The 18000-nt window shown below is 65.0% G+C and carries 15 protein-coding genes; 9 read left to right on the forward strand and 6 right to left on the reverse strand.

The genetic code is table 11. The annotated features are described in order from the left end of the window. The first annotated feature begins 52 nt into the window (after positions 1-52). Genes AC1ZV1_RS14065 through AC1ZV1_RS14105 form a run of 9 tightly spaced genes read left to right on the forward strand, consistent with a single transcriptional unit; the run spans position 53 to position 11502 of the window. On the forward strand, positions 53-313 hold the full coding sequence (locus AC1ZV1_RS14065) for a PAAR domain-containing protein (RefSeq protein WP_279832553.1): 261 nt from the start codon (positions 53-55) through the stop codon (positions 311-313). Between the two features lie 3 nt (positions 314-316). After that, entirely contained in the window at positions 317-1480 is a 1164-nt protein-coding gene (locus AC1ZV1_RS14070) for a hypothetical protein (RefSeq protein ID WP_484297280.1), read from the forward strand. Further along, complete coding sequence (locus tag AC1ZV1_RS14075; RefSeq protein WP_484297281.1) at positions 1477-4851, forward strand: ImcF-related family protein; 3375 nt, start codon at positions 1477-1479, stop codon at positions 4849-4851. The genes AC1ZV1_RS14070 and AC1ZV1_RS14075 overlap by 4 nt, the downstream gene beginning before the upstream one ends. 28 nt (positions 4852-4879) lie before the next feature. Beyond that, positions 4880-6460: a type VI secretion system protein TssA gene (gene tssA, locus AC1ZV1_RS14080; protein WP_484297282.1), complete on the forward strand. Its 1581-nt coding sequence runs from the start codon at positions 4880-4882 to the stop codon at positions 6458-6460. Between the two features lie 22 nt (positions 6461-6482). Then, complete coding sequence (gene tssF, locus AC1ZV1_RS14085; protein WP_484297283.1) at positions 6483-8246, forward strand: type VI secretion system baseplate subunit TssF; 1764 nt, start codon at positions 6483-6485, stop codon at positions 8244-8246. Next, positions 8210-9307 carry a type VI secretion system baseplate subunit TssG gene (gene tssG / locus AC1ZV1_RS14090; RefSeq protein ID WP_484297284.1) on the forward strand — a complete coding sequence of 366 codons (1098 nt, stop codon included), beginning with the start codon at positions 8210-8212 and terminating at the stop codon, positions 9305-9307. The genes tssF and tssG overlap by 37 nt, the downstream gene beginning before the upstream one ends. Then, positions 9288-9839, forward strand: a complete 552-nt coding sequence (gene tssJ / locus AC1ZV1_RS14095) for a type VI secretion system lipoprotein TssJ (protein ID WP_484297285.1) — start codon at positions 9288-9290, stop codon at positions 9837-9839. The genes tssG and tssJ overlap by 20 nt, the downstream gene beginning before the upstream one ends. Continuing rightward, on the forward strand, positions 9836-10273 hold the full coding sequence (gene tssE, locus AC1ZV1_RS14100; RefSeq protein ID WP_484297286.1) for a type VI secretion system baseplate subunit TssE: 438 nt from the start codon (positions 9836-9838) through the stop codon (positions 10271-10273). The genes tssJ and tssE overlap by 4 nt, the downstream gene beginning before the upstream one ends. A 23-nt stretch (positions 10274-10296) precedes the next feature. Next, positions 10297-11502, forward strand: coding sequence for an OmpA family protein (locus AC1ZV1_RS14105; protein ID WP_484297287.1), 1206 nt, complete (start codon positions 10297-10299; stop codon positions 11500-11502). A gap of 60 nt (positions 11503-11562) precedes the next feature. On the opposite strand, the gene AC1ZV1_RS14110 is transcribed toward AC1ZV1_RS14105, so the two are convergent. The 6 genes from AC1ZV1_RS14110 to AC1ZV1_RS14135 form a co-directional block, all read right to left on the reverse strand. Beyond that, positions 11563-13179, reverse strand: a complete 1617-nt coding sequence (locus AC1ZV1_RS14110) for a gamma-glutamyltransferase family protein (RefSeq protein ID WP_484297288.1) — start codon at positions 13177-13179, stop codon at positions 11563-11565. Positions 13180-13197: 18 nt separating this feature from the next. After that, positions 13198-14292 carry a polyamine ABC transporter substrate-binding protein gene (locus AC1ZV1_RS14115; RefSeq protein WP_484297289.1) on the reverse strand — a complete coding sequence of 365 codons (1095 nt, stop codon included), beginning with the start codon at positions 14290-14292 and terminating at the stop codon, positions 13198-13200. Positions 14293-14325: 33 nt separating this feature from the next. After that, positions 14326-15105 (reverse strand): amino acid ABC transporter ATP-binding protein, encoded by a 780-nt coding sequence (locus AC1ZV1_RS14120; protein ID WP_484297290.1) that lies wholly within the window; start codon positions 15103-15105, stop codon positions 14326-14328. 1 nt (position 15106) lies between these two features. Further along, entirely contained in the window at positions 15107-15874 is a 768-nt protein-coding gene (locus AC1ZV1_RS14125) for an amino acid ABC transporter permease (RefSeq protein WP_484297291.1), read from the reverse strand. Between the two features lie 11 nt (positions 15875-15885). Beyond that, positions 15886-16692, reverse strand: a complete 807-nt coding sequence (locus AC1ZV1_RS14130) for an ABC transporter substrate-binding protein (RefSeq protein WP_484297292.1) — start codon at positions 16690-16692, stop codon at positions 15886-15888. A 129-nt stretch (positions 16693-16821) separates the two neighbouring features. Continuing rightward, positions 16822-17487: a GntR family transcriptional regulator gene (locus tag AC1ZV1_RS14135; RefSeq protein ID WP_484297293.1), complete on the reverse strand. Its 666-nt coding sequence runs from the start codon at positions 17485-17487 to the stop codon at positions 16822-16824. Positions 17488-18000: the final 513 nt, after the last annotated feature.

Consider the following 18000-nt stretch of genomic DNA (forward strand, 5'->3'; position numbering starts at 1 on the left):
TTAGGACAGTATGGTGGTGTACTTGGATGATTTTTGAAGGAAGGGACTCTTAATGTCTCGAGGTTTTGTATTACTGGGTGACAAGACCACCCACGGTGGCCAAGTTATCTCCGCGACCTCCACCTATGAGGTGCACGGCAAGCTGGTGGCGCTGGTGGGTGACCAGGTCAGTTGCCCTGCCCATGGCGTCAACGCGATTGTCGAAGGTTGCACGGACTGGTCCGAGAACGGCCGCGCACTGGTGGTGAATGGTTGCCGCAGTGCCTGTGGCTGCCAGGTGATTTCCAGCGCCCCCGACTGCTCGGTGCTGTAAGCCATGGCCTGGAATCGTCGTGCGCCAGACGTCATCGAGGCACCCGCTCCACTGTCGATGATCCGCTGGCTGGGAGCTGCTCTGTTGGCAGTGATCATTGGCATCGGCTTGTTCGTGCTGGTGGTGTCCGGGCGGTTGCCCGAACTGAGTAGCTTCAATCCCTGGATGCTGGCCGCCTCGCCGTTGCTGGCGTGGCTGCTGGCGTTCGCGGTGCGTAGCTACACGTATGGCGGTGCGCTCGGTCATTTCCAGTTCCTTGAGGAGCAGGCTGATGACGCCAAAACCGCATGGAACCAGTGGGCGCAGCGGAGCTTTGGGGTGCAGGCGAGTTGCGTGGTATTGCCGGAGCAGGTGTCTGCTGCCGTGATCGTCCAGGGTGCCCCTGGCGAGCCTCGTCGTCCTGGAGAGGTCTGCCGAATCGCCGAACTGCCGGCAGCAGGTGATGAGCGCGTACAAGCGGCGTTGCAGAAGCTGATCGCCGGCGTTGGCCCCGCCTTGAATGCACTGCCTGCAGATCGTGACTTGCGGGTGACCGTGCTGAGTGATCTCGACGTAGATGGCCTTGAGGCGTTCCGCACCGCGTGGGGAAAAGCCTGGCCCAAGGCCGTGCCTGAACGTTCGCAGGTAAAGCCGACCTTTGTCAGTGAACTCTCCCTGCAATGGCTGGAAGACAACCTGAAGGCCCCCGGCGCGGCGATCGAGCTGATCCTGGTACTGCAGGTCAACGGCGCCAAGGCCTACTCCGATGGATTGGCTGCCTTGTTGCTGTGCCCGGATGCCCTCGCGCAGGAATGGGACCTGCCGGTGCAAGGCCGTCTGCTGCGGCCGATGCCATTGGATGTCGAGCAGTTGGACAGTGAAATTCCGCTGTTCCTAAAAACCCAACTGGCCGCACGCAATGCCACCGGCATTCTCGCCGACAGTGCGAACTGGCAGCCAAGCCTGGGGAGCATTCTTTCAATGGGGTTGGCCCAGCAGGCGAAGTTCCAGGTAGGACAGCAGTGGGTTCAGGAGTCGCTATGCGGCGTGCCGGGGCCGTTCAGCGCATGGCTGTTGACGGCGTTAGGCCTTGAGATGAGCCGGCACTTCCAGCAACCGCTGGTGTTGCTCAGTCAGGAGCCCTCGCAGCGTTGGATCAGCACTATCGCCACGGGAGAGTTGGCATGAAGACCTATAGCAACTCGTGGCGCCGCGTGGGTGGTTCGACGTTGATCGCGGTGGCGTTGGCGACAGTGGGCTGGCTGATCTGGCGCTATGGCGATCGGATAGGGCTGGTCGAGGATCGCGACAAGGTGCTGGCCTTCCTGTTGCTGTCGGTGATCGTGCTGATCCTTCGTTTCGCCCCCAAGCTGCTGGCCCATGTCAAACGTCAGCAGCACCAGCAGCAGGGCGTAGCAACAGGTCTTCGCCCCGCATCGGATGGCACGCTACCGCCATCGAGCAAACGTGCTTCGCCCAAGGACGAGATCCCCGGACAGTTGCAGGCCCAGTACGGCTACTTCTGGAAGCGCAAGGTCCGCCTGTTGCTAGTGGTTGGTGAGCCGGATCAGATCGACGCGGTGGCACCGGGGCTATCCAAGCAGCAATGGTTGGAAGGGCAGGACACCGTGCTGCTGCATGGCGGATCGCTCAAGGGCCAGTGGCAAACTGATGTGTTGGCGCTGTTGAAGTCGCTGCGCCGCTCGCGCCCGGTGGATGGCATTGTCTGGGCGCTGAGCGAGGCGCAGGGCAATGACGTGGCCACCGTTAGCACGGGTGTACGGCAGTTGCGCGACCTGAGCCAGGCATTGCGCTGGCAGTCGCCATTGTACCTGTGGCAGGTGTGCGCAAGCCCCTGGAGCCAGGCCGACCGCGAGGGGCAAGCAGTGGGTTGTCTGCTGCCGGCAAAGGCCACGGCGGAGCAGATCGAAGCGTCGCTGCGCAAGTTGGTCGTGCCGCTGCGTGAGCGTGGGATCGGCCAGATCGCAGAGCAATCCCAGCATGATTTCCTGCTACGCCTGTCCCGTGACCTGGAGCACTCTGGCATCAGCCAGTGGCGCCAGGCGCTGAGTCCTTTCCTGGTACAGCTCAACCGCTCGGTGCCGCTACGCGGGTTGTTGTTCAGCCCGAAGCTTGCCGGTATCGCTACCGGCACGCCGAATGCGTGGTGGCCGGAGGCGAGCTGGAGCGCGGTACTGGGGGACAAGCAAACTCGCGGCCGGCGGTTGGCCTGGTCCTGGGTACGTGGGGCCTATATCGCGGGATTGGCGCTTGCCGGCCTTTGCGCCCTGGCCTTGCTGCTGTCCTTCGCTAGCAACCGCAGCCAGATCGCCACGGTGGAATCGGCGTTGGCGACCCTCAACGCACAAGGCGATTCTGATGCACAGCTCAAGGCCCTACACGAACTGACCCGCGAGATGGCGCGGCTGGATTACCGTCGCGAGCATGGCGGGCCCTGGTATCTGCGCTTCGGCTTGAGCCAGAACGATTCCCTGCTGGCGGTGCTGTGGCCGCGTTACGCCCAGGCCAACAATCGCCTGATGCGCGATGTCGCCACCAAGCACCTGGAGCAACAACTGACGGACCTCGCCGCCTTGCCGGCGGACAGCTCCGAGCGCGCGTCACGTGCGGAGGAGGCCCATGCCCAGCTCAAGACCTACCTGATGATGGCGCGCCCGGAGAAGGCTGACCCTGAGTTCCTGACCAAGGTGCTGACTCGCGAGGAAGCGTCTCGCCCTGGCGTCACTCCGGGCCTCTGGCAAGACCTGTCGCCCAACCTGTGGAGCTTCTACGCGCAACACCTGGCGGCGCATCCTGAGTGGCGCACCCAGATTCAGCCCAGACTCGTGGCCCAGGCCCGGCAAGTGCTGCTGGGGCAGCTGGGCCAGCGCAATGGCATGGCCAATCTCTACCAGCAGGTGATCGACCGGGCGAGCAATAACTTCGCGGCAATGACCTTGCTGGACATGGTCGGCGAAACCGATGCATCGACGCTGTTCGACACGCCCAACAGCGTGCCGGGTGTCTACACCCGCCAGGCCTGGGAGGGCCAGGTGAGCAAGGCCATCGACGAAGTGGCCGAGGCGCGTCGCGAAGAAATCGACTGGGTGCTGAGCGACCAGCAGAGCACGCTCGATAGCGACCTGAAGCCTGAAGTACTCAAGGCCCAACTGACCGAGCGCTACTTCCAGGAGTTCAGCGATGCCTGGCTGGGCTTCCTCAACAGCATTCGTTGGCGCAAGGCAGACAGCCTGTCCGATGCCATCAGCCAGCTCACCTTGCTCAGCGACGTGCGCCAATCGCCGCTGATCGCGCTGATGAACACCCTGGCTTACCAGGGCAAGACCGAGGCCAAGGGCGAGGCCCTGAGCGACTCGCTGATGCGCTCGGCGCAGCAGTTGTTGGACAAGGACAAGCAGCCGGCGATCGACCAGAAAGTCGCCGGTCCGCGTGGCCCACTGGACACGACGTTCGGTCCGATCCTCGTTCTGCTCGGCAAGGAAAAAGCCTCGGCCTCTGCCGTTGGCGACAACCTGAGCCTGCAGGCTTTTCTCACCCGCGTCACGCGGGTCCGCCTGAAGCTGCAGCAGATCACCAACGCCAGTGATCCGCAGGTCGCCACCCAGGCCTTGGCGCAGACTGTGTTCCAGGGCAAGAGCGTGGACCTGACCGATACCCTCGACTACGGCGGTCTGATCGCTGCCAGCCTGGGCGCGGAATGGAGCGGCTTTGGCCAGAACCTCTTCGTGCAGCCGCTGAACCAGGCCTGGGAGGGTGTACTTCAACCCTCGGCGGCCAGTCTGAACAGCCAGTGGCAACGGGCGATCGTCGGCAACTGGGAGCGATCCTTCGAGGGGCGCTATCCCTTCGCTACTACGGGTAGCGATGCTTCCTTGCCGATGCTGGGGCAGATGATTCGCGCTGGCACCGGGCGGATCGACCAGTTTATTAGCTCGCAGCTGGGGGGGGTGCTGCGCAAGGAGGGCAACCGCTGGGTCCCGGACAGTGCCCACAGCCAGGGGCTGCATTTCAATCCGCAGTTCCTGCGGGCGGTGAACCAACTCAGCGAACTGGCCGACTTGCTCTACACCGACGGCGGCATGGGCATGACCTTCCAGTTGCAGGCCAAGCCGGTACGCAATGTGGTGGAGACCACCTTCATCCTCGATGGGGTGAAGCTGGAGTACTTCAACCAGATGGAGAGCTGGCAGCAGTTCACCTGGCCGGGCGGCACCGACCATCCGGGTGCCTCGCTGAGCTGGACCAACGTGAAGGGCGGGGCGCGGCTGTTCGGCGACTACGCCGGCGTGTGGGGGCTGATCCGTTTGCTGGAACAGGCGCAGGTGACCTCGCTGGACGACAGCGATACGAGCTTCCAGTTGGTGCTCAAGGCATCGGACGAGTTACCGCTGACCTGGCACCTGCAGACCGAGCTGGGCCGTGGCCCGCTGGCCATGCTGAAACTGCGCGGTTTCACGCTGCCGCCGAACATCTTCGAGGTGGGTGCGGAGCATGTTGCGCCTATTGCCCTGGCTGATCCCCTCGGTTACGGCGAGTGATTTTGGTAATGGATGTCAGGACGCATCGATGAGTTTGCAGGGATTGATATCGACCTGCCTGGAAGGGCAGGACGCCGTCGCACTGGCCAAGGCGCAGGCGACACGGTGGGACACTTGGCTGAAGCCAATCGCAGGCGCGGCACCGGTGGGCGAGGACCCCGGTTACGACGACGACTTCCAGCGCATGCGCGAGGAGGTCAACAAGCTTTCCTCCGCCGATGTGGAGCTGGTGGCGCGACTGGCGGAGCAGTTGTTGAAGCAGCGCTGCAAGGATGTGCGGATCGTCAGCTACTACCTCTGGGCGCGTACGCAGGGCGACGGCGAGGCAGGTTTCGCCGATGGCCTGGAGCTGCTCGCGGCGATGCTCGATCGCTTTGGCAATCAGGTGCTGCCGGCACGCCCGAACAGCCGGCGCATGGCGCTGGAATGGCTGGCCAGTGCCAAGGTACTGGACAGCCTGTTGCTGTACCCCGAGGTGGTGAAGGCGGAGACCCAGCGCACCGTCGCGGCGCTGGCCTGGTTGGAGGACATCTTCGCCGTCTGGGCGGAGGCCGAGCGGCCGGGGCTGGGTGGGCTGTACGGTGCGCTGGGCAGCCGCCTGGCGCAATCCGGCGGGGTGAATGCGCTGGTGCCGCAGAATAGCGCCGCGCATAACGAACCGACGCTGGCATCCGCGGTTCCGGCGCCGGGGAAGGTGCAATCCGGCCGTGACCTGCTCGACAGCGGCAAGATGCTCGCCAGCTATCTGCGCGACCAGCCCCAGGGCTGGCTGGCGGCACATCGTTTGCTGACCAGCCTGCGCTGGGACACCGTGCACCAGCTGCCGCCCCAGGACTCCAATGGCAACACCAGGCTGGCGCCGCCGCGCACGGAGTACCGGGCGCAACTCAAGCGTCTCAACCTGCAGCAGGGCTGGACCGAACTGCTCGACCACGCCGAGCGCATGTTCGCCGAAGGGGTGAACCACTTCTGGCTCGACCTGCAATGGCACCTGTGCCAGGCCCTGGGACGGCTAGGTAAGCCCTACGATGGCTGGGCCGAGTTAGTCAAAAGTGATCTGCGCATGCTGCTGGAGCGCCTGCCGGGGCTAGAGCAACTGCGCTGGAGCGACGGCACGCCGTTCGCCGACGAGGACACGCGCCACTGGATCGCCCAGCACATCAGCACGGGGCAGGCTGCGCAATGGATGAGCTCGGCGGTGCTCGCCGGCTCGGCCAGTGACGATGTGCTCGCGCTGGAAAGCGAAGCCCTGGCCCAGGCTGACAGTGACGGCGTGGAGGCGGCGCTGGCCTGGCTGGCGTCGCGACCGGACTTGCGCAGTGGTCGCCAGCGCTGGCTGTTGCGCCTGCTGATGGCCCGCGTGGCTGAGCAGCACGGCAAGGCCGAGCTGGCTGTGCACCTGCTGGCCGAGCTGGACGGCCAGGTGCAGGCCCTGAGCGATTGGGAGCCCGAGCTTTGCTTCGAGGTCAAGGCGCGCCTGCTCAAGCTGCTGCGGCAGAAGGCCCAGCGCAGCGATGCCGACAAACCCGCCCTGGCGCGGCGCATGGAAGGCCTGCTGGCCGCCCTGGTCGCCATTGATCCCGTTCGTGCTGCCGTGCTGTGCGGCTGAACCTTCTTTCCTGGACTGGAACATGGACAATCTGACCCTGCGCTATTTCGACGCCGAAATGCGCTACCTGCGCGAGGCGGGCAAGGAGTTCGCCGAGGCGTTTCCTGATCGCGCGGCTCAACTCAACCTGGACAAGGTAGGCGCCCGTGACCCTTACGTGGAGCGCCTGTTCGAGGGCTTCGCTTTCCTCATGGGGCGCCTGCGCGAGAAGCTCGACGACGATCTGCCGGAGCTGACCGAAGGGCTGGTGAGCCTGCTCTGGCCGCACTACCTGCGCACCATTCCGTCGCTGTCGGTGATCGAGCTGGCACCCGACATTCGCGAGATGAAGCGCTGCGAAACCGTTCCCAGGGGCTTCGAGGTCCTGTCGCAGCCAGTGGGGCCCAAGCAAACACGTTGCTGCTATACGACTACCCAGGACGTGACGCTGAATCCCATGATCATCGAGGCGGCAAGCGTGGCCAGTGAGCCGGATGGCCGCTCAGTCCTTCGCCTGCGCTTCGCCTGCAGTCCCCTGGCGGATTGGTCGCTGATCGATCTTCGGTGTGTGCCGCTGTATCTCAATGCAGACGGGCCTTTGGCCAGTGCGCTGCACCGCGCACTGACGCTCAATGCCCAGGCGCTGTATTTACGAGTGCCGGGCCATGCCGACCGACTGAAGCTGGATGGCCATTTCTCACCCAAGGGGTTTGGTGACGATGACCGACTGTGGCCCAAGGCCGACAGCGCCTTCAGCGGCTATCAGTTGCTGCTGGAATACTTCACCTTCCGCGAGAAATTCATGTTCGTCACCCTCCATGGGCTTGAGCAACTGCCGATTACGCGGGAGCTGTCGGGCTTCGAGCTGGACGTGGTGCTGAGTGAAAAGTGGCCGCATGAATTCAGGGTGGCGGCCGAGAATTTGCGGCTACATGCGGTGCCGGTGATCAACCTGTTCCCGCTGGAGGCCGACCCCATGCGCCTGGCGCCGTTGCAGACCGACTACCTGCTGCGACCGATGCGCTTGCAGGATGGCCATACCGAGATCTATTCGGTGGACAACGTCTCATCCTCCAAGCACTCCGCGAAGCGTGACTACGTTCCTTTCACCAGCTTCCGCCATAAGGGCGGCATGTTGCGCGATGACGCGCCGGAGCGCTATTTCCATACGCGGATGAGGCGCGGCGCCAATGGCATGCACGACACCTGGCTGATACTGGGGGGGGAAGGATTCGATGCTGATCGTCTTGGCGAGACCGAAAGCCTGTCCCTGCTCCTCACCGGCACCAATGGTCAACTGCCGCGCAAGGCGCTGCAAAGTACCTTGCTGGACTCACCGGTGAAGTCACCTCTGGTTGGCCTCAAAGTGCGCAACCTGTGCGCGCCAACCTTGCCCTGCTATCCACCCAACCGTGACCGCTTCCACTGGCGCGTGCTCAGCCACCTGGGTTCGAATTTCCTGCCGATGCTGGACAACGCCGAAGTGTTGCGCGGCACCCTGGCGCTCTACGACTGGACCCACAGTGAGCTGAACCGTCGGCGCCTGGAGGCCATCGCCGAGGTGCGCCACCACCTGGTGCAGCGCTTCGAGAAGGGCTTTCTGCTGCGCGGCGTCGACATCGAGGTGACGCTCGATGCCAACGGCTTCTCCGGCGAAGGCGACATCCACCTGTTCGGCGAAATGCTCAACCGCTTCTTTGGGTTGTACGCCGATATTCATCTGTTCAACCAGCTCACGCTGGTCCTGCAACCTTCGGGCAAATGTCTGCGATGGAAAGAGAACCACAGTCAGCGTATTCCCGGCTGAAGGCCAGCGGGCTGCTGGAGGCGCTGGGCGAGCGCTTGCCCCAGGCCAGTCTGTATCGCTTCTGTCAATTGCTGGAGGCGGCGCTGCCGGGAAATCCGCCGCTGGGCAGTACGTCGAACCCGGCGGACGACCCCGTGCGCTTCCGCCCGCATCCGGGTATGGGCTTCCCGGCCAGTGAGCTGAAGGCCTTCGAAACGGACGAGGAGCATCCGCTGCGCCCGGTCACGGTGCGCACGCGCCTGCTCGGGCTGTATGGCGTCGACTCGCCCATGCCCACCGCGTACCTGGACGACATCGCCCAGCGCCGCGAGGGGCATGAGGCGCTGGAGGCCTTCCTCGATATCTTCAATCACCGGGTGTTCACGCAGTTCTACCGGATCTGGCGCAAGTACTCCTATCCCGCGTCGTTCGCGGCGGGGGGCGTGGACGACACGTCGCAGTGCCTGCTCGGGCTGATCGGCCTGGGCATTCCCGGCACCGCCGAACACATTGCCACGCCGGTGTCGCGCTTCCTCGCGCTGCTGGGGGTGATGCGCCTGCCGACGCGCAATGCCGAAGGTGTGGTGGCGCTGGTGAAGCTGCTCGCGCCCGGCACCCAGGCGCGGGTGACACCGCACTGGCCGCGCAAGGTGCCGCTGGCCAGCCCGGCCAGCCTGTCGCGCCGCCAGCCGGTGCGCCTGGGACAGGGCACGCCGCTGGGTGCCAGCGGAGCGGATGCCAACAGCCAGCTGCTGCTGGTGCTGTCGACCGAGAACCTCGACGAGGCGCGCGGCTGGCTGCCGGGCGGACAGTTGCACAGCGACCTGCTGGTGCTGCTGCGGGTGTATCTGGGCTGGCGTTGCACGGCGCGTCTGCAGCTCTCGCTGCCGCTGGGCTGCCTGCCACCGCCCTGCCTGGGCAACCCCGCGGTGCTGCTGGGCATGACCGCCGTGCCCGGCCTGGACGAGCGCATGCGGCGAAGGGCAGGGCATAGCTGCGTCACGGTGAATCTGGGGCGCTATCAGGGACTGAGTGAAAATTCGATGAGCAGGGAGACACAAGATGTCGCTTACCGTTTCTAGATCACTGCTGGCGGTGCTGCTGGTGGCCGGCTTGCTGGCTGGCTGCGGCCTGACCCAGCGGACCATGGATGCCGGCAAGTCAGTCGGCCACGCGATCTTCTACAAGCAGGTCAAGGTGCTGCACCTGGACTTCAGCGGGCGCGCGGCGCTGAACACCAACTCGCGGGACATGAGCGGGCTGTCGGTCTCGACGCTGGTGCGGGTATACCAGCTGCGCGACCGCAAGGCGCTGGACAAGGCCAGTTACCAGGACCTGCTGAGCGAGGGCGATCAGTTGCTGGCCGCCGACCTGCTGGACCAGCACCGGCTGGTGGTGAAGCCCGAAGAAGGGGCGCAGTTGAACGAGCCGCTGTCTGCCGATACGCAGTTCGTCGCCGTGGTAGCGCTGTTCCGCTCGCCCGATGTGCAGGGTGACAACTGGCGCCTGGTGCTCGCCCGCGACGAGCTGGACTCGGACAACCCACGGGTGATCGAACTGGGCGACAACACCCTGGCCCTGCTGCCATTGCCGAAGAAGGACTCCTGGTGGTGAGCGAGCAGAGCCCGTCGCTATACGAACTGCTGCTGCAGAACTTCAGCGGTGAACTCGACCTGCACCAGGTGCGCGAGGAGGCCCAGCCGATGCTGTCCGTGCTGGACAACCTGCAGCGCATCCTCAACTGCCGCGCCGGCACCCTCAGTCATCTGCCCGACTACGGCCTGCCGGACATGAGCCAGATTCTCCACGGCATGCCGGGCAGTGCCCACGGGTTGATGGCGACCCTGCGCGACATGCTGCTCACGTACGAGCCGCGGCTGGCGGCGGTACAGGTCGTGCTGCTGCCGCAGACGCTGCCCGGGCATCTGGAATACAGCCTGGAGGTCGAGCTGCGCGATGGCAGCCGCGCCACCTTCGGCACGACGCTGGCGCCCCAGGGCAAGGTGCTCATGCGCCACCTGAAACAACGCGACTATCTGCAGCGCTGATGACAATGGATTGGGGTCAAGGGATGACGGTGGTCGAGGAAAAACTGTTGCTGGGCGGTGATCCGAGTGGGCATGAGCAAGCCGCTGCGCTGGGCGCGGAACTGGCGAAACTGAGCCACCCGGCGCGGCCGGATGTGGATTGGCCGAAGGTGGAGCGCCTGTGCCTGGCGCTATTCCGCGAGCATGGCATGGAGTTGCAGTCGGTGACGGCCTTCGCCCTGGCTCGCGCGCACCTGTATGGTTTGCAGGGACTGAACGAGGGGCTGAGCCTCATCTGTACCTTGCTTGCCGGTGACTGGGAGCGCCTGTGGCCGCCATCTGCGGCGGTGCGTCTGGAGATGCTCGGATGGCTGTTCGCCCAACTCCGACTGTGGTTGCGTGGGCTGCCGTTGTCGGAGTCGGATATGTCCGATCTGCTGCAGCTGGACGAGCCGCTCAAGGAGCTGGCGCAACTGCTGCAACGTCGCGAGCAGGCCACACTGGCCCCACTGGAGGCCTTGCGCAGCCAGGTGCAGGGGCTGCTCAGAAGGCTCTCGCCAGAAGATGATGCCGCGACCAACTGGGTGGTCACGATTGCGGCGGCGGAGGCCAAGGCTGATCCGCCGAGCGTTGCCGTGCCGACCCGGAAGCGCCGGCCGGTGCGTCAGCAGCGCGGCGATACACCGGCGGTGGTAGTGCTCAAGGTGGACAGGCCGGAGGTGCCGACACGGGGAAAAGGCCGCGCGTTCTGGCCCTGGTTATTGCTGCTGGGTGTGCTGATCGTCTTGTCCGGGTTGCTTGCCTGGGCATACAGCCAAGGCTGGCAGGCGGTGCGGGTCGAGACCGCACCGACGCCGACACCCCAGGCGGTGCGCCTGGACGGCGCGTTGCTGTTCCCGCCAGGCAAGGCGGAGCTTCGCCCGGAGTCAGCCAAGGTACTGATCAACAGCCTGATCGATATCAAGGCGCAGCCGGGCTGGCTGATCGTCATTACCGGCCACAGCGACTCAACGGGAGATGCCCGGCGCAACCTGGAGCTGTCCCGCGATCGTGCGACAGCGGTGCGGGATTGGATGCAGCGCATGGGCGATATCCCGGACGATTGCTTCGAGGTGCGCGGCGCGGGTGATAGCCAGCCGGTAGCCAGCGACGAAACCGAAGAGGGTCGCAACGCCAACCGGCGGGTGGAGATCATCCTGAAGCCCGAAGGCGGCGCGTGCAGGAAAACGGGAGAAAACCCGCCAGGCTGAACCTCGCACCTCCCCGAGAAGCCAGCCGGAGCTGGCCTTCGGTGAGGTGCGGGGAGGCCCTCAGCAGACCGCGATATGCGAATCTGCGCGCGGCTCGGTACCGCCGCAGAGCACGCCGGTTTCAGGATCGCGGACGATGATCTGCCCGCGCCCGTAGTCGGTGAGGTCACAGGCGATCTCCACCTCGTGACCGCGCCGGGCCAGGCCGAAGGCCAGGTCGCGGTTGGCGTGCTGCTCGATGCCGACCTTCATGCCGCCCAGCCATTGCCAGCGCGGGGCATCCAGCGCGGCCTGGGGGTTGAGGCCGAAGTCAACCAGGTTCATCACCATCTGCACGTGGCCCTGGGGCTGCATGTAGCCGCCCATCACGCCGAACGGGCCGACCGCTACACCATCCTTGCTGAGGAAGCCGGGGATGATGGTGTGGAAGGTCTTCTTGCCCGGCGCCAGTGCGTTGGAGTGCGCCGGGTCGAGGCTGAACTCCGAACCACGGTTCTGCAGGCCGATGCCGCTGTCAGGCAGCACCACGCCGGAGCCGAAGCCGTGGTAGGCACTCTGGATGAACGAGACCATGTTGCCTTCGCCGTCGGCGGTGGCGATGTACACGGTGCCGCTGGCGTGCGGGTCGCCATGTTTGGGTTCGGCAGCCTGCTCGCCAATCTCGGCGCGGCGGCGCGCGGCGTAGTCGTCGGACAGCAGCGCAGCGGTGCTGACGCGCATGTGCTCGGCGTCGGTAATGTAGTGCAGGCCGTCGGCGTAGGCCTTTTTCATCGCTTCGAGCTGGCGGTGCCAGGTGAGTTGGCTGTCGCGCTGGTCGAAGTCGTAGCCCTGGAGGATGTTCAGGGTCATCAGGGCGATCAGGCCCTGGCCAGCTGGAGGGATTTCCCAGACGTCGTAGCCGCGGTAGTTGGCCTTGATTGGCTCGACCCACTTGGGCTTGTAGCCGGCCAGGTCAGCAGCGCTCAGCTCGCCACCGGTGGCCGCGGAGTGGGCGGCCAGGCGCTCGGCGATGGCGCCACGGTAGAAGCTTTCGCATTTGGTCTCGGCCAGTTCGGCGAGGGTTTTCGCCTGGGCCGGGTTGCGGAACAGCCGGCCGGCGCTTGGAGCTTCGCCATTGATGGTGAAGGTGTCGAACCATGTCTCCAGCGCCGGCTCGGCGGCGCGGCTTTGCTGGTACTCGCGGCGGGCGATTTCCCACTGGTGGGCGACCACCGGGGACACCGGGAAGCCGTCACGGGCGAGGGCGATGGCGGGCTGCAGCAGGTCGGCGAACGGCAACTTGCCGAAGCGTGCGGACAGCTCAGCCCAGGCCGAGGGAATGCCCGGCACCGTGACCGGCAGCCAGCCGTGCACCGGCATCTTGTCATGGCCAGCCGCCTTGACCTTGTCGATGGAAAGGGAGGCGGGCGCGTGGCCGCTGGCGTCCAGGCCGTGCAGCTGGTTCTTGACCCAGACCAGGGCGAAGGCGTCGCCGCCGATGGCGCAGCCGGTGGGTTCGACCACGGTCAGTGCGGCGGCGGTGGCGATGGCGGCGTCGATGGCGTTGCCGCCGGCGCGCAGCATGGCGATGCCGGCCTCGGCAGCCAGGGGCTGCGAGGCGGCGACCATGCCGTTGCGGGCGAACACGCTCTGGCGCTGGGAGGCGTAGGGATACTCGTGAGCGGAAAACTTAAGCATGGCAGGGCTCTTCGAAGGTCATTGGCCAGTTTTGATTCGGGTCCATTCGCGGGTGATCACGCGCTGGATCTTCGGCGGCAGGTCGGCGGAGACGTAGAGCTTCTCGATCACCGCGTCGCTGGGGTAGATGCCGGGGTTGTCGCGTACTTTCGGGTCGAGCAGCGCGGTGGCTCCGGTATTGGGGTTGGCGTAGCCGACGTAGTCGCTGACCGGGGCGATGACTTCCGGGCGCAGCAGGTAGTTGACCATCTCGTGGGCGCCCTTGGGGTTCTTCGAGTCACGCGGGATGGCGAGCATGTCGAACCACAGGTTGGCGCCTTCCTTGGGGATCACGTAGCGCACGTCGATCTTCTTGCCGGCTTCCTGGGCACGGGTCTGCGCCTGCATCACGTCGCCCGAGTAGCCGACCGCCACGCAGATGTCGCCGTTGGCGAGGTCGGTGGTGTACTTGGAGGAGTTGAAGTAGGTGATCGACGGGGCGAGCTTCTGCAGCAGGGTGGAGGCCTTGGTGTAGTCGTCCGGGTTGGTGCTGTTCGGGTTCAGGCCGAGGTAGTGCAGTGCCTGCGGGATGATCTTCACCGGCGCGTCGAGGAAGGCGACGCCGCAGCCGTGCAGCTTGGCCAGGTTCTCCGGCTTGAAGATCAGGTCCCAGGAGTCCAGCGGGGCGCTGTCGCCCAGGGCGGCCTTGACCTTGTCGACGTTGTAGCCGATGCCCACGGTGCCCCACATGTAGGGTACGGCGTACTGGTTGCCCGGGTCGGCGGCTTCCAGGCGCTTCATCAGGCGCGGGTCGAGGTTCTTCCAGTTGGGCAGCTGCGAGCGGTCGAGCTTCTGGTAGACGCCGGCGTTGATCTGCTTGGTGAGGAACTGGCTGGACGGCACCACCAGGTCGTAGCCCGAGTGGCCGGAGAGCAGCTTGGCTTCGAGCATCTCGTTGGTGTCGAAGACGTCGTACTGGACCTTGACGCCAGTGTCCTTCTCGAAGTTCTTCAGGGTGTCCGGACCCATGTAGTCGGACCAGTTGTAGAAACGCACCAGCTTGTCGTCGGCCTGCGCTGCGGTGGCGCAGGCGAGGAGGGTCAGTGTGCTGGCGAGCAGAACGCGTTTACGCATGACTATTCCTTGTGACTGGTTTGGGAGACGTGGCTAGAGAACGCGACTGAGGAATTCCCGCGTGCGCGGGTGGTGCGGATTGCCGAAGACCTGCGCGGGCGGGCCCTCCTCGATGAGTTCGCCCTGGTGCAGCACCACCACGCGGTCGGCCACTTCGCGGGCGAAGCCCATCTCGTGGGTGACGACCACCATGGTCATGCCTTCGTCGGCCAGTTCCTTCATCACCTGCAACACCTCGCCGACGGTTTCCGGGTCGAGGGCGCTGGTGGGTTCGTCGAAGAGCATGGCCTGGGGCTTCATCGCCAGCGCGCGGGCGATGGCCACGCGCTGTTGCTGGCCGCCGGAGAGCTGGCCGGGGTAGTGCTCGGCCTTGTCCGACAGGCGCACCCGCGCCAGTAGTCGACGGGCCTGGTCCAGCGCTTCGCCCCTGGAGACGCCGAGCACCTGGGTCGGCGCTTCGATGATGTTCTCCAGCACGGTCATGTGCGGGAACAGGTTGAAGCGCTGGAACACCATGCCGATGTCGCGGCGACGGCGGGCGATGTTGCTTTCCGAGTCACGCACCAGCTTGCCGTCGGGGCGTTCGCGGTAGCCCATCAGTTCGCCGTTGACGCGGATGCTGCCGGCCTGGATGTCTTCCAGGTGGTTCATGCAGCGGATGAAAGTGGTCTTGCCCGAGCCCGAGGCGCCGATCAGTACCACCACTTCGCCACGCCGCACTTCCAGGGAAACCCCCTTGAGGATTTCCAGTTCGCCGAAGGCCTTGTGCACGTCGCGGGCCTGGATCACCACGTCTTTCATGTCCGGGATCATCTCAACGCCCCCTCAGCAGTTTCATCGCCTGCCGACCGAACAGGCGGTTCGGTGCGGCAGCGTGGCCGTCGGATTTGCCGAAGCGCACTTCCAGCCAGCGCTGGAAGAAGCCCCACAGGGTGGTCAGGGCGAGGAAGTAGATCGCGACGACGAGGTACAGCTCGAAGACGCGGAAGGTCGCCGAGGTGACCATCTGGGTGCTCAGCAGCAGCTCCTGCACGCCGATCACGCTGACCAGCGTGGTGTTCTTCAGCATCACGTTGAACTCGTTGCCCAGCGGCGGAACGATCACCCGGAAGGCCTGCGGCAGCACGATGCGGCGCATCAGCTTGGGGAAGGTCATCCCCAGGGACTTGCCGGCCTCGTACTGGCCCTTGTCCACCGCGCCGATGCCGGCGCGGATGATCTCGGCCATGTACGCACCTTCGTTGAGGCCCAGGGCGATGATCGCCGCCTGGATGTTGCCGGGCAGGATGAACAGCCCCAGGTCCAGGTCCTCGAAGTGGAACAGGCCGCCGGCGGCCAGTGCGGTGTAGAGGAAGACGATCTGCACCAGCAGCGGCGTGCCGCGCATCAGCCACACGTAGAAGCGCACCGGGTATTGCAGCAGCGGGTTGGTCGACAGGCGCATCAGCGCCGCCAGCAGCCCGAGCACGCAGCCCAGCAGCATGGCGCTGACGGCGATCACGCAGGTCAGCCAGAGGCCGTAGAGGTAGATGTCGCTCGGCCGCAGCAGGTATTGCCAGAACACGTCCCAACTGAAGTTCATGTCTCGTTACCTCAGTCCAGTTTGTCGCCTTCGATGTGCCACTTGGCCAGCAGCGCGGCATAGCTGCCGTCGGCCTGCATGTCCTTGATGATCTGCGTGACGGCCTCGCTGAGCTGCTTGTCATCCTTGCGGATGCCGAGGCCCGTGAGGATGCGCGCGAAGGCCGGTACGCCGATCTCGAACAGGTCCGGCGCCATGCTCTGGTAGTAGCCGGCGGTTTCCACGGTGGTGCCGTAGGCGTCGGTCTGGCGGATGCGCAGGGACTGGAAGGCGTCGGTGTCGGTGTTGTAGACCACCACCTTCATCGGCGGCTTGCCGGCCTTGGCCAGCTTCTCGTTGTGCGCGTCGAGCAGGGTGCGGATGGTCGAGCCGTTGAGTACTGCGACCTTCTTGCCGGAGAGATCGTCCAGCGTGCGGATGCCCTCGGGGTTGCCCTTGGCGACCACCACGGCCTGGCTGGAGTACATGTAGTTGACCATGTCGATCACTTCGCGCCGCTCGGGCTTGTCGAACAGCTGGTCCACCAGCATGTCGCACTGGCCGGCCAGCAGCGCCGGGATCAGCCCGGAGAAGGGCGTGATGCGCCAGTCGATCTTCTTGTCGCCCAAGCGCTTGGCGATGGCCTCGCCGAGGTCGATGGTGACCCCGGTGAGTTTCTGGTTGGCGTCGTAGAAGCCCATGGGCGGAGAGTCCATGCCGCCGCAGAAGGTCACCTTGCTGGCGCTCTGCAAGCGGTCGGGTATCTTCACATCGGCGTGCGCCAGCGGGGCGGCCAGGCAAAGGGCGAGAAGGCACTGCGGGATCCTGCGTTCGAACATATTGAGCTCCGGGGTGGGGTTGCCAGGGGCAGTTCAGGGACACAGAAGTACGGGTCTAGGTGCCCGTTGCTTCAATTCGCTTCTTCGTGGATTGCGTTTGGGTGGAGTGCGCGTGGGTGGAACGCGCTTTCAGGTGGCTTGCGCCTCGAGAAACTTGGCCAGGGACGGGATGGTTCCCTCGATGTGGTCGCCGATCACCCGTTCGGCTTCGCGGGCGTCGCCCGAGCGCAGGGCGTCGAGGATCACCGTGTGTTCTTCGCGGGCGCTCATGGGCTTGTCGACATGCTGCAGCCACAGGCGCATGTGCGGCTCGATCACCGAGTACAGCGCGGTGATCTGGCGCAGCAGGCGCGGGCGCCCGGCGAGGCTGCAGAGGTATTCGTGGAAGGCGCGATGACGGCTGACCCACTCGGCGCTGTCGTCGCGGTAGTCGTCCATCTCGTCGAGCATGCGCTCGAGGCGGGAGAGGTCGCGGTCGGTCAGTTGCGGCACGGCGATGCGAATCGCCAGGCCTTCCAGGGCGCTGCGCATCTCGAAGACTTCGCGCATTTCCTCGATGTTCAGGCCGCTGACGATGGCCCCGCGGTTGGGCCGCAAGGTCACCAGGCCCTCGGCGTCCAGGCGCTTGAAGGCGCCGCGCACGGGCATGCGACTCATGCCGATCTCGCTGGCGATGTCCTCGGCCACCAGGCGGTCACCGGTCTTGTAACGTCCGGTGCAGATGGCCTGGAGGAGGTAGTCGTAGGCCTCGTCTTCGGCGCTCATCGGGGGGCGGGCAGCGGGTACCAGGCGCATGGGTGCTTCCTCGTGGATTTTTGGATCCAATTATCCATGCATGCAATTAAGCAGTTGCCGTGCCAATGAGGGCGAAGTGATTGGAATTGCGCGGGGTAGAGCGGCTCACGGACGAAAGCGGGGTAGGTGTTGACGTGCGGGGACGGGGCGGAACGGTAACGGGCAGGGCGATTCGTGCGCGTTGACGGTGCGCTTCGGTAACGTTGTGGTGCGGGATCGCTTTGTGAGGCGCGGGGTTCTGATTGGCTGGGAAGGTCGGTGCCAGGGCTGTTCGCGAGCAAGCTCGCTCCTACAGGTCGGGCTCCGTGCTTTTTTGTAGGAGCGAGTTTGCTCGCGAACGGCATCGCTGGGTGTCTCCCCCTGCAAGTCCCGATCCGACACTGGCTTGTAACAATCGGAGGCGGCTGACTGGCAGATCAGCCATCCGATAGTTGACTGCAAAGGTTGGTGATGCGGTTCGCTTTCTATAGAATGCACAAACGTTTCAGCAGACCATGCATCCCTCCCACAACA

The organism is Pseudomonas sp. BB438 (assembly GCF_057180225.1).